The organism is Bacillus cereus group sp. MYBK101-2 (assembly GCF_051918845.1).
GTDB classification, from domain to species: domain Bacteria; phylum Bacillota; class Bacilli; order Bacillales; family Bacillaceae_G; genus Bacillus_A; species Bacillus_A paranthracis.
This window is the reverse complement of record NZ_JBQAIE010000020.1, coordinates 66,921-78,744: the sequence shown is the minus strand read 5'-3', so window position 1 is coordinate 78,744 and position 11,824 is coordinate 66,921. Positions and strand designations below refer to the sequence as shown.

Genomic DNA, 11,824 nt, shown 5'->3' with positions numbered 1-11,824 from the left:
GTGAAGCTAGCTTCACTTTTCACATACCAAATCATTATAAATTCATACTGGATAAACCAATGTATTGGGCCTTATCAAATTACACAGACTTCTTGACGGAACCGATATATTCCGAGAATCGTCGATATCGCTAAATTAGTATATTACTGTTCTTTTAATTTCTCTTGTTGTGCAAGTAGTAAATTGCGCAAGATGTGTCCGCGGTAACTTTCTAGTTTGCGTCCTTCATGATAACGCACGCCTAATTTTTTTAGTTCAGCTACGTACCAGCCTTTTGTTCCGTAGTACATTGGATCACTTCCTTTTTGCTTTTGAACAGTATATGTGGGAGGGGGAGAGAATTTTCTTTTTTATTCATGAAATTTGCGAAAGTGATTATTGAATATTCTGTCTACTTGTATTATGATTAACTTATTATCGGATGACAGTGATTAGCCTCTCTGCAAGCCCGGATATATGTTTTGAAAAGAAAATAGCGGAACTTCTTTCCACTTGAACTTCCTTAGCAGGAGGACGAGCCATAAGGATAGGGGCAGTAAAATTCAATGCGGTTGTATGCGTTGTTTTTCTGGCTCTTTTTATTTTTATTTAAATTAGGAGGGGATTTAAAGAAAGGGTTATCAATAGGTTGTGGCGCACGTTCATGCTAATGGAGGGGCTGGTGAATTGTTTGGCTAAACAGAAAAAGGAGTTACAGAAAGATTTAAGAACACGGCATATAACAATGATTTCAATTGGCGGGGTCATCGGGGGCGGTTTGTTTGTAGGAAGTGGAACGATTATTCAATCGTCGGGGCCGGCTGCAATTTTATCCTACATGATTGGTGCTTTAATGGTTGTGCTCGTGATGCGCATGTTAGGGGAGATGGCAGCGGAAAATCCTGATAGTGGTTCTTTCGCAACGTATGCGAACAAAGCAATTGGACCGTGGGCAGGGTATACGATCGGATGGTTATATTGGTTTAACTGGGTCATTATTATTGCGATTGAAGCGGTGCTTTTAGGCGTAATGATTAATAATTGGTTTCCTTCTGTGCCTGCATGGATCGCGAGTTTAGGGATGGTCCTTTTAATGACGATGACAAATGTGTATTCCGTAAAATTGTACGGTGAGTTTGAATATTGGTTAGCGCTTATTAAAGTGGTAGCGATTGTTGCGTTTTTAATTTTAGGCGTTTCGATGTTCTTTGGTCTCGTTCCGGGGGTGGATAGACCCAGTCTTTCTATTATTACAGAACATGGTGGCTTTTTCCCGAATGGAATTGTTCCTGTCTTGTTGAGCGTTGTGTTTATTTCATTCTCGTTATCAGGGAGTGAAGTTGCAGCGATTGCAGCCGGAGAATCGGAAAATCCAGAGAAGAATGTTATACGAGCTATTAATAGTGTGGTATGGCGTCTGATGCTTTTCTTCGTCGGATCAGTAACGATTTTAGTTATGTTTATTCCGTGGACGGATAAGGAATTATTAAAACTTCCGTATGCAAGTTTATTTAATATGGCAGGAGTACCTGCAGCCGCAGAAATTATGAATGGTGTTGTATTTTTATCGCTACTTTCCGTTATGAACTCAGGGATTTATACGAGTTCGCGTATGTTATTTTCACTTGCGAAAAAAGGTGATGCTCCGTCTGCTTTTGCAAAGTTAAATAGTAGAGGGACACCGGTTATCGCAATTTATGCGAGTATCGTATTTGCTTTTATTTGCGCGATGTTGAAATTTATATCTCCTGATAAACTATTTGCATTTTTAGCGAATAGTTCAGGCGGGGTAACGATGCTTATGTATATGTTCGTTGCTGTTTCACATGTCAAGTTAAGGCGAGAAAGGGAACGAGAAGGGGCCGGGAAGCTGAAAGTGAAAATGTGGTTATTCCCTTATCTCACATATGCAACGCTTTTAATGATTATTACGATATTTGTTTCACAAGCGTTTATAGCAGATATGCGTATGCAGTTTTACATGACATTACTCGCTACGATCCTAGTAATAATCAGTTACTTTTTAAGAGTTAGAAAGTTAGATAAGCAAAAGTTAAATGATTTTACGATGATAAAAGATTCGGAAATTAGCCTAGAGAAAGAATAAGAAAAGGGGTATAGACCATGTTGAAAGAGAAGAAGGATATTATAACTACAAAATCTAGCACATTACATGAAAGAAGAAAAAATGCAGTACCAGAAGGGCCTTACAATATTACAGAGTTGTATGTGCAATCAGCGAAAGGTGCGATTATTACGGATGTAGATGGTAATGAATTAATTGATTTTGCGGGTGGAATTGGTATGCAAAACGTCGGGCATTGTCATCCGAAAGTAGTAAAGGCAATTCAAAATCAAGTAGAATCTTCTATTCATAGTTGTTTTCACGTAGCACCTTATGAAAGTTATATTACACTCGCGGAAAGGCTAAATGAGTTAACGCCAGGAGATTGTAAGAAAAAAACGATGTTTGCGAATAGCGGTGCGGAAGCGGTAGAAAATGCGGTGAAGATTGCTAGAAAAGCTACTGGAAGAAGTGCAATTGTTTCATTTGAGCGTGCATATCACGGGCGTACACTTTTGACGATGTCACTGACAAGTAAGGTGAAACCGTATAAACATGGATTTGGTCCGTTTGCATCAGAAGTATACAAATTACCATATCCGTACTATTACCGCGCGGAAGAAGGACTGTCGCAAGAAGAAGTAGATGTGCAAATTTTAGCGTATTTCGAACGCTTTATGTTAGAGGAAGTAGCAAGTGATAATATCGCTGCGATTATTTTGGAACCGCTTCAAGGAGAAGGTGGGTTTATCGTTCCGACAAGTACGTTCATACAAGGTGTTCGAAATATTTGTGATAAGTACGGAATGATTATGATTGCAGATGAAATTCAAACTGGTTTTGCTCGTACGGGTAGCTTGTTTGCAATGGATCATTTCGGCGTAGCTCCTGATTTAATGACTTTCTCAAAATCAATTGCTGCTGGTATGCCGCTTAGCGCAGTAACAGGAAGAGCAGATTTGATGGATGCACCTGGACCGGGTCAATTAGGTGGTACTTTCTCAGGAAGTCCGGCTGCTTGTGCGGCTGCATTAGCTGTTTTAGATGTAATTGAAGAAGAGAATTTAGTAAATCGTGCTGTAGAAATTGGCGAGCGTATGATGACAGTGTTTCATAGCTGGAAAGAGAAATACGAAATAGTTGGCGATGTGAGAGGCCTTGGCGCTATGACTGCCATTGAGCTTGTAAAGGATAAAGGGACGAAAGAGCCAGCATCAGAAGAAGTGAAAGCGATTATGAAAGAAACGCATAGTAAAGGGGTTATTACGATAAGCGCAGGTATTTATAGTAATGTACTTCGCTTCTTACCACCCCTCGTTATAACGGATGAACAGCTTGAAGAAGGGCTTACTATTTTAGAAGCAGCAATTGCAAAACGATCAAAATAAAAACGGCGGGGGCAGGGGAATGAAGTATTTCAATTATATAAACGGTGAATGGAAAGAACCTTCCACGAATGCATATGTAAAAAACTATAATCCGCATAACGGGGAAGTATTAGGTGAATTTCCGTTTAGTTCAGTAGAAGATACACGAGTCGCAATCGCATCAGCGAAAGAAGCTTTTCATACGTGGCAAAGGTTATCGTTTCAAGAGAGAGCCAGTTATTTATGGAAAGCAGCCGCTATTTTAAAAGAAAAGGTAAATGAAATCGGTCAGGATGTAACGAATGAAGAAGGAAAGACGATTGCAGAAGGAATAGGAGAGACGAGGCGGGCGATTAGCATTCTTGAATATTATGCAGGAGAAGCAAATCAACCAATCGGAGAGATTATCCCGTCTGCGAATGAAAGTACAATGCTTTACAGTAAGCGCGAGGCAGTAGGGCCGGTTGGATTAATTACGCCGTGGAATTTTCCAATTGCAATTCCAGCGTGGAAAATGGCGCCGGCACTTATTTACGGAAATACGATTGTTATTAAGCCGGCTGAAGTGACGCCGAAATCGGTGTACCATCTTGTAAATGCGTTTCATGAAGCAGGCATTCCAGCAGGTGTTATCAATTGTGTATTCGGAAAGGGCTCTGAAGTTGGAGCAGAATTAACAGGGAATCCAGATATACAAGCGGTTTCTTTTACCGGTTCGAATCATGTTGGAAATATCATTCAAAAAGCATCGGTTGAAACGAGAAAGAAAGTACAACTAGAAATGGGCGGGAAAAATCCGTTAGTTGTATTAAAAGATGCTGACATTGAAAAGGCGGTCACTATTGCGATAAAAGGTGCATTTATGTCAACAGGGCAAAAATGTACTGCAACAAGTAGAGTAATAGTAGAAGAGGATATTTATGAAGCGTTCAAGGATCGACTGTTGCAGCGTACAAAAGCTCTTGCAGTTGGGAATCCGTTAAATCCTGATACATTTATGGGGCCCTGCGTTTCAAAGGGACAACAGCAATCTGTTTTATCGATGATTGAAGTTGGAAAGGAAGAAGCTTCTTTACTGTATGGGGGTAGCGTACCGAATGAAACAGAATTACAAAATGGTTATTATGTGTTACCAACTATTTTTGAAAATGTAGACGGGGATGCACGTATTGCGAAAGAAGAAATTTTTGGCCCAGTTATTTGTTTATTTAAAGTGAGTAGTTATGAAGCAGCTGTTTCTTTAGCGAACGATACAGAATACGGACTCAGTGCATCGATTTGTACGAATAATTTAAGTTTGTCGCAACGATTTATTGATGATATGGAAGTTGGAATGGTTCATGTGAATTCAGAAACTGCAGGAGCAGAACCGCAAGTCCCGTTTGGTGGAATGAAAAACTCTAGTGCTGGACCGCGTGAACAAGGAAAAGCGGCGAAAGAATTTTATACGAGAATAAAGACGGTATACGTAGATCAAATATAAACATTAAAAAACATAGTAACGGAGGATGAAATATGCGTAAAGGGACATTTTTTATGGCAGGACATTCGAGACTTCCGAAAGGGATGGCTGTTCGTAGTATGTATGAAACATTAACAATTACAATTGAGGCAGATCATAAATATCATGTCATTATTGAAGCATCGTGTACGCTTGCGACAGAGCACGGTAGGGACTTCGTCGCTCAAATTTTGAGAGGACATAGTTTACGAGATGGTATTGAAGAAATCGTTCAAGATATTACAGATCATTACCAAGGAAAAGCGCAAAATGCGATTGTTAGTGCAGTAAAAGATTTACATCGCCAATATGTAAGTTATTTAAACGATGAACAGCCACAAGGTGAGTACGAGGAAACAACACCATAAAAACTGTCTAGTTTATATAGCCATAAACAAGAGCCAGTTGTATTTCTTTTAAAGGGATACGACTGGCCTTTTATATTGAGGAGGCAAAGAATATGAAAAAGTTAAATGACGTGCAGGTTGTAAAGCGAGAGACGAACAAAAGAGGGTGTGCAGAGAACAAAGGGATTTGTAAAATGTGTAAAGTGTGTCGAGAAAATAATAAAAAACGAATTGACAGTTAGAATATTTTGAATTATTATTTAATTAATAAGATCCATTCGAGAAATTAGCCTTCTCTAAATTCGATCTTGCTTACCTGTTTTACACATATTTTCATATGTACTGTCTATTATTATTGTACTTTAAGAGATTAAAGAACACTCGTAATTATGAGCCAGTTGTATGTATCTGCGATTGTTATGTCGTGGATACGTATGACTGGCTTTTTGCTGTTAGGGCAGTAAGACCGGATCTCAGCATATAGAAGATAAGGATAACTGTCTGTAAAAAGCGTCAATACGTTCTTCATATTTCATTTAGGGAGGAATTAAAATGTCGATTATTACAGAACAAAGTGCGAAAATGAAGTTTGCAAAAAAATATGAGGGGTATGAAATTGTTCCTCATCCAGAGCATAAACGTTTATATCATATCGTTTTAAATCAGCAGTTGCTTAAGCAATTTTTTGAAGAGGTAAAAGAGCATTCAGAGCAGTCACTCCAATACATTCCGTATTCTCGGTTTAATCTTGCGGATAGCATGAGAAAGATTTTTGGGCAATCGTTTATGGATAACATTCGCAGCATTATTCATGACCGTGAAACGGGCGGATTTACGATTGGGGTACAAGGTGAAACTGTAGATCCAGCAGATTACGTGAAATTTGCGACCGCATTAACGCATTTAATTGGAACGCCAAATTTTGATGCGATGACAGGAACATATTATGCTAGATTTAATGTGAAAGATACGGACAGTAGTGATTCCTACCTTCGCCAAGCGTACCGATTATTTACACTTCATACAGACGGAACATTCGTTGATGAACCGACAGATTGGCTTCTTATGATGAAGATTGAAGAGCAAAATGCAGTAGGCGGGGAATCACGTTTACTACATTTAGACGATTGGGAAGATCTTCAGAAGTTTAGAAATCATTCGCTCGCATCTGTAAAAATTACGTATAAAGCACCACCAAGTAAAAACTCGCAAGAAATCGTCTATCGTGAAACATTCTTTGATGTGAATAACGCACCGTGTATTTGCTTTATTGATCAGTTTGCGTATCCAGATAATATTGAACAAGCAAACTATCTGAAAGACTTATCTTATTCTGTTGAAAACTCACCAGCAACACATGCATTAAAATTACCAGTAGGAGATTTAGTTCTTTTAAATAATTTATTTTGGATGCACGGAAGAGCGGCATTCGAAAAAAATAAAGATTTATATAGAGAACTCATGCGTCAGCGTGGTTGTTTTTCTAAATAATATGTACGGCGGGTCTTGCAAAGAGACCTGCCTTTTATACTAGTAAGGGGGAAATAGGATGTATGACTTTATAATTATTGGCGGAGGAATTGTTGGCCTTTCAACGGGAGTGGCTTTAACGAAAAAATTCCCTCATGCGAAAATTGCAATCATTGAAAAAGAAAAGGAACTCGCACATCATCAAACGGGACATAATAGCGGTGTCATTCATTCTGGCATTTACTATAAACCAGGAAGTTATAAAGCGAAGTTTGCAAAAGAAGGAAACGCAGCGATGGTCCAATTTTGTGAAGAACATGACATCGCTTATGACATGTGCGGAAAAGTAATTGTCGCGACAGAAAAAGAAGAACTTCCTCTTTTACATAACTTATATGAGAGAGGCTTACAAAACGATTTACATATCGCAAAAATAGACAAAGAAGAATTAGCCGAAATAGAACCACATGTAAAAGGACTTGGCGCAATCCGTGTTCCTTCCTGCGGGATTGCTGATTATAAAGGAGTCAGTTATGCATTTGCTCGCCTCATTCAGGAGAGTGGCGGCGAAGTACATGTAGGAACAGCCGCAGAGCGTATTATCGAGAAAAAAGACGCCGTCACAATTGAAACAAGCAAAGGAACATTTAAAACGAAATTTCTCATTAACTGCGCCGGCTTACATAGCGATCGCATTGCGAAAAAGACTGGCATATTAACGGATATGAAAATCGTTCCGTTCCGCGGTGAATATTACGAACTTGTCCCAGAAAAACGCCATCTCGTAAAACATTTAATCTACCCAGTTCCAAACCCTGAATTCCCGTTTCTAGGTGTTCATTTCACAAGAATGATAAACGGAGATGTACACGCAGGGCCAAACGCAGTATTAAGTTTCAAGCGCGAAGGCTACACGAAAAAAGACTTCGACATAAAAGACTTCATGGAAACAATGACATACACAGGCTTCTGGAAAATGGCGATGCCAAACATGAAAGAAGGCATAAAAGAAATGGTGCGCTCATTCAGTAAACAATCATTCCTAAAAAGCTTACAGCGCTTAATACCAGAACTAACAGAACAAGATATCGTCCCAACGCATGCTGGTGTAAGGGCACAAGCCATCTTATCAAACGGCAATATGGTGGATGACTTCTGCATCATTCCAGGCATAAACTCTCTGCACATTTGCAACGCACCATCCCCGGCCGCAACGGCTAGTATAAAGATTGGTGAGGAGATTGCGAAGCGAGTGCCGGATGTTGTGGGGGGGAGGGTTTGATGAGTCCCCCGAGTTTCGGGGGATTTTTTAGTGGGGTTCGGGTGTTCTTCGGTAGACCGGGTGTGGGATTGGTTGGTGGTTATTGGGTGTGAAAGTGCGGAATTTGTCGGTAAGTCGATATGTTGTGTCGAATCGTTGATATATTCGGAGTTGTGATTGATATAATTGGATAATCGTTGATATATTTTTGGGGGGGTGGGATTAGTTGGAGACTCCTGGCTGCCAACCTTCTACTGTATAAAAAAATAGACAGTAGTGTATGCTTTTTTAAACAATGTATACAAATTTATACCCTATGCGTTGGCATGATATTTGCAATAAAAATAGTATCAACATATAGGGGAGAGATGGAAATGAAGGTTAGTAAAGTGTACACGACAATTGATGCTCACGTAGCTGGGGAACCACTTCGAATTATTACAGGAGGCGTGCCAGAAATAAAGGGAGAAACGCAGCTAGAAAGACGTGCATATTGCATGGAACATTTGGATCATCTTCGCGAGGTTCTTATGTATGAACCGAGAGGACATCACGGTATGTACGGTTGTATTATTACTCCGCCTGCGAGTGCTCACGCTGATTTTGGTGTGTTATTTATGCACAATGAAGGCTGGAGTACGATGTGTGGTCACGGCATTATTGCTGTTATTACAGTAGGAATTGAAACAGGTATGTTTGAAGTGACAGGTGAGAAACAAAAGTTCATTATTGATAGCCCTGCTGGGGAAGTCATTGCGTACGCAACATATAGGGGGAGTGAAGTAGAGTCCGTATCATTTGAAAACGTTCCTTCATTTGTATACAAAAAAGACGTTCCTATTAAAATAGATAACTATGAGTTTCAAGTAGATATCGCATTTGGCGGAGCTTTTTACGCTGTTGTGGATAGTAAAGAATTTGGTTTGAAAGTTGATTTTAAAGAGTTAGCTGCTATTCAAACGTGGGGCGGTAAAATTAAGCGCTACATTGAGAGTCAGATGGAAGTGAAGCACCCACTTGAAGAAGGATTAAAAGGAATATACGGCGTTATTTTCTCAGATGAACCGAAAGGGGAAGACGCAACGTTACGAAATGTAACAATCTTCGCTGATGGGCAAGTAGACCGTTCTCCTTGCGGCACAGGAACTTCCGCAAGAATCGCAACTCTTTTTGCAAAAGATGCCCTGCAAAAGGGAGAAATTTTCGTCCACGAATGTATTACTGACGGGAAATTCGAAGGGGAAGTATTGTCGGTAACAGCGGTACATACATATGAAGCTGTCGTTCCGAAAGTAACGGGGAATGCATTTATTACAGGATTTCATCAGTTCGTTATAGACCCGAGAGATGATTTGAATCGGGGATTTTTGTTAGGATAGAAGAAGGAGGTGGAAAGATATGCTAGTCATAAGCGCGAACGAACAACGAAACTTAGTAAATATGAATGAAGTCATTGCATACGCGGCGCTTGCTTTAAAAGAATTTTCCGCAGAAAGAACAATCACGCCAATTCGCGGTTCATTACCATTTGCGAATGAGAAAAATACGGCATTAATTATGCCTTCAGTCGCAGAAGGGCTTGAGGCACTTGGTTTAAAAGTAGTAACAGTAGTCCCCGAGAACAAAAAGATAGGAAAGAAAACGATAAACGGGATTGTGATGCTATCAGACTTTCAAACGGGAGAACCGCTTGCACTGTTAGAAGGATCTTACTTAACGATGATTCGAACAGGCGCCCTATCAGGAGTAGCGACAAAACATTTAGCTCGTCATAATGCAAAAACGTTATGCATAATCGGGACGGGTGAACAGGCGAAGGGAATTGCTGAAGCTGTATTTGCGGTAAGAGATATCGAAAAAGTCATTTTATACAATCGAACAGAAGAAAAAGCACATGCATTCTCGCAATATATACAAGAGAAATTCAATAAACCTGCATATGTTCACACAAATGTGAATGAAGCAATAAGCGAAGCAGACATCATCGTCACAACTACGAACGCATCCACACCAGTCTTTTCAGAAAAACTACAAAAAGGCGTCCACATAAACGCCGTCGGCTCATTCAAACCGAACATGCAAGAACTACCATCCCACGCTATCACGAGCGCAAACAAAGTAGTAGTCGAATCAAAAGAAGCAGCATTAGAAGAGACAGGGGACCTTCAAGTTCCGATGCAGGAAGGGTTATTCAAAGGAAGCGATATCCATGCTGAACTAGGTCAAATTATAAGCGGGGAAAAAGCAGGTAGGGAGAACGATGAAGAGATTACTGTTTTTAAATCGGTTGGTTTGGCGGTAGTGGATATTATCGTTGCGAAGTATTTGTATGAGAAAGCGGTGGAGAGTGGGGTTGGGAATAGGATTGAGTTTTGAGGGACTGCCTTTTGGTGGTCTTTTTTTGCATAAAATCTTATAAAGTAAGAAAAAGTAGAATATCTATATGAATTCAATTAACATCTAGTATTGCTACTGGTCTTGCTGAAGTCCAAAGCGGGAAAGATTTTAGTCCTGTAAGTGGTACATTTAGTACACAAGGGTTGAATATGGGGTGGGCAACTTCTATCCAAACGATTACAGAAGAAAAAACATCATTCTAAAGAAACCGGTATTATAGAAGAAACGTTGTTTGATAAACTTAAAGATAATGTTGAAAATAACGTAGAAGCGATGAATCAGTTGTACAGAAAATGTATTCGCCAGATAGAAATTTAGGAGGCTATTTATGAATGAGAAAGATTATATTTATGAAGAGTTAAGTGATTTTTTAGATGGAACATTCCATCAAGATATGGGAACACCAAAAAAAGCCTTACACGAATTTATACAAGAAGCTCACAAAATTTGTATAGAAAATAATATAAATTACATAACTGCATTTTTAAACAGTGATCTATCCACGGAAAAAAAAGAAGAATTCATTGAATATTATACAGACATTTATTTTCCTGCTTTAAAACTAGCTCCCCTAGAATGGCTTGAACAAACAGGTGAAACATTAAAACAAGCATTAATAAATACTTAGTGAAAATCGACCGCTCATAGTAGGTGGTCTTTTCTTCGTCTTAATTTACATTCACATACCCATTGCCAACTGGGGGACCGTCAAATGCCCATTGAGCTAAAATTTTCTTTCTCTAGAGTTAGTTATTTTGAAAAGTCGGTAGTTTTTTCAGTTTCAGGTATTTGCTTTTCTTAGCTTGATAGCGATGTGGGATTGGTTGTGGACTACTGGTCAGCGACTGTCTATATTTTATGTATTTGCGCATGAGAGTGTTTTGAGGTAGTATTGTTTGTTCGCAGCAAGTGCCAATATTTATATTTATCATTAAATCCTCGTGGTAAAAATCAAATTGATATTATGTTGGAGCACGTGAGTCCTTTGCAGATATAAAATTATTAATTCAATTGGTATATGAAAAAAGCTGCCCTTTAACAATTAGAGGTGCAGCTTTTTTACCATTCCCGCCATTCTTCAGTTATATCTTCTTCGGATTCTAAGCCACCTATTCGTGCAGCTGCATCGATAAATTCATAGAGATCTTCTCTTTCCATTGTTTCGATAAAATGGTCATGTTCGATATTTAGTTCATTTAATTTAAGAACTACCTCTTTAACAACTTGCATGACTTCGGCCTCGGTTGGATTCTCACCTAATTGCTGTAAATTGTTAATGTAAGTGTCAAGAACCTTATTTGTTGCACTTATATTTTCTTCAGTGAAAAATTCCCCATCTTCATCATACTCAACCCATGAGGTTGTAGGTTTGTTTTTTTTCAATTCATCAAATGTCATGATAACCTCCTAAAAAGTGTTTTTTTATCTTTAATCTCA

Annotated in this window: 11 protein-coding genes and 2 pseudogenes; 11 read left to right on the top strand and 2 right to left on the bottom strand. The window is 39.1% G+C overall.

Features of this window, described 5'->3' with window-relative positions; all coding sequences use genetic code 11:
• Positions 1 to 143 precede the first annotated feature (143 nt).
• Positions 144 to 344, bottom strand: a pseudogene (locus ACTFSI_RS25465) (YflJ family protein); the annotation flags it as partial.
• Between the two features lie 317 nt (positions 345 to 661).
• Here ACTFSI_RS25465 and ACTFSI_RS25460 point away from each other — a divergent pair.
• The 11 genes and pseudogenes from ACTFSI_RS25460 (at position 662) to ACTFSI_RS25410 (ending at position 11,015) form a co-directional block, all read left to right on the top strand.
• Positions 662 to 2,086, top strand: coding sequence for an amino acid permease (locus ACTFSI_RS25460; protein ID WP_197225448.1), 1,425 nt, complete (start codon positions 662 to 664; stop codon positions 2,084 to 2,086).
• Positions 2,087 to 2,103: 17 nt separating this feature from the next.
• A complete protein-coding gene (gabT, locus tag ACTFSI_RS25455; RefSeq protein WP_440045729.1) occupies positions 2,104 to 3,432 on the top strand; it encodes a 4-aminobutyrate--2-oxoglutarate transaminase in 1,329 nt (442 codons plus the stop codon).
• 19 nt (positions 3,433 to 3,451) lie between these two features.
• A complete protein-coding gene (locus tag ACTFSI_RS25450; protein ID WP_139895710.1) occupies positions 3,452 to 4,894 on the top strand; it encodes an aldehyde dehydrogenase family protein in 1,443 nt (480 codons plus the stop codon).
• A gap of 32 nt (positions 4,895 to 4,926) precedes the next feature.
• Complete coding sequence (locus tag ACTFSI_RS25445) at positions 4,927 to 5,280, top strand: DUF3870 domain-containing protein (protein WP_002170612.1); 354 nt, start codon at positions 4,927 to 4,929, stop codon at positions 5,278 to 5,280.
• A 92-nt stretch (positions 5,281 to 5,372) separates the two neighbouring features.
• A complete protein-coding gene (locus ACTFSI_RS25440; RefSeq protein ID WP_257469592.1) occupies positions 5,373 to 5,501 on the top strand; it encodes a hypothetical protein in 129 nt (42 codons plus the stop codon).
• 310 nt (positions 5,502 to 5,811) lie between these two features.
• The gene (gene glaH, locus ACTFSI_RS25435) at positions 5,812 to 6,750 is read left to right on the top strand and encodes a glutarate dioxygenase GlaH (RefSeq protein ID WP_197225449.1); all 939 of its coding nucleotides are present in this window, start codon (positions 5,812 to 5,814) and stop codon (positions 6,748 to 6,750) included.
• A gap of 58 nt (positions 6,751 to 6,808) precedes the next feature.
• Positions 6,809 to 8,011, top strand: coding sequence for an L-2-hydroxyglutarate oxidase (gene lhgO / locus ACTFSI_RS25430; protein WP_197225450.1), 1,203 nt, complete (start codon positions 6,809 to 6,811; stop codon positions 8,009 to 8,011).
• Between the two features lie 305 nt (positions 8,012 to 8,316).
• Positions 8,317 to 9,369 (top strand): proline racemase family protein, encoded by a 1,053-nt coding sequence (locus tag ACTFSI_RS25425; protein ID WP_320411909.1) that lies wholly within the window; start codon positions 8,317 to 8,319, stop codon positions 9,367 to 9,369.
• A 19-nt stretch (positions 9,370 to 9,388) separates the two neighbouring features.
• The gene (locus ACTFSI_RS25420) at positions 9,389 to 10,366 is read left to right on the top strand and encodes an ornithine cyclodeaminase family protein (protein WP_197225451.1); all 978 of its coding nucleotides are present in this window, start codon (positions 9,389 to 9,391) and stop codon (positions 10,364 to 10,366) included.
• A 71-nt stretch (positions 10,367 to 10,437) separates the two neighbouring features.
• Positions 10,438 to 10,699 (top strand): annotated as a pseudogene (locus ACTFSI_RS25415) (hypothetical protein); the annotation flags it as partial.
• A 16-nt stretch (positions 10,700 to 10,715) separates the two neighbouring features.
• Positions 10,716 to 11,015: a contact-dependent growth inhibition system immunity protein gene (locus ACTFSI_RS25410; protein ID WP_001002993.1), complete on the top strand. Its 300-nt coding sequence runs from the start codon at positions 10,716 to 10,718 to the stop codon at positions 11,013 to 11,015.
• A 431-nt stretch (positions 11,016 to 11,446) separates the two neighbouring features.
• On the opposite strand, the gene ACTFSI_RS25405 is transcribed toward ACTFSI_RS25410, so the two are convergent.
• Positions 11,447 to 11,785 carry a hypothetical protein gene (locus tag ACTFSI_RS25405; protein WP_139895704.1) on the bottom strand — a complete coding sequence of 113 codons (339 nt, stop codon included), beginning with the start codon at positions 11,783 to 11,785 and terminating at the stop codon, positions 11,447 to 11,449.
• Between the last annotated feature and the right edge of the window lie 39 nt (positions 11,786 to 11,824).

Excerpts from the sequence above, each read along its gene's own strand:
- gabT (WP_440045729.1), top strand. The coding sequence starts at position 2,104 with ATGTTGAAAGAGAAGAAGGATATTATAACTACAAAATCTAGCACATTA.
- ACTFSI_RS25450 (WP_139895710.1), top strand. The coding sequence starts at position 3,452 with ATGAAGTATTTCAATTATATAAACGGTGAATGGAAAGAACCTTCCACG.
- ACTFSI_RS25445 (WP_002170612.1), top strand. The coding sequence starts at position 4,927 with ATGCGTAAAGGGACATTTTTTATGGCAGGACATTCGAGACTTCCGAAA.
- ACTFSI_RS25440 (WP_257469592.1), top strand. The coding sequence starts at position 5,373 with ATGAAAAAGTTAAATGACGTGCAGGTTGTAAAGCGAGAGACGAACAAA.
- glaH (WP_197225449.1), top strand. The coding sequence starts at position 5,812 with ATGTCGATTATTACAGAACAAAGTGCGAAAATGAAGTTTGCAAAAAAA.
- lhgO (WP_197225450.1), top strand. The coding sequence starts at position 6,809 with ATGTATGACTTTATAATTATTGGCGGAGGAATTGTTGGCCTTTCAACG.
- ACTFSI_RS25425 (WP_320411909.1), top strand. The coding sequence starts at position 8,317 with ATGATATTTGCAATAAAAATAGTATCAACATATAGGGGAGAGATGGAA.
- ACTFSI_RS25420 (WP_197225451.1), top strand. The coding sequence starts at position 9,389 with ATGCTAGTCATAAGCGCGAACGAACAACGAAACTTAGTAAATATGAAT.
- ACTFSI_RS25410 (WP_001002993.1), top strand. The coding sequence starts at position 10,716 with ATGAATGAGAAAGATTATATTTATGAAGAGTTAAGTGATTTTTTAGAT.
- ACTFSI_RS25405 (WP_139895704.1), bottom strand. The coding sequence starts at position 11,785 with ATGACATTTGATGAATTGAAAAAAAACAAACCTACAACCTCATGGGTT.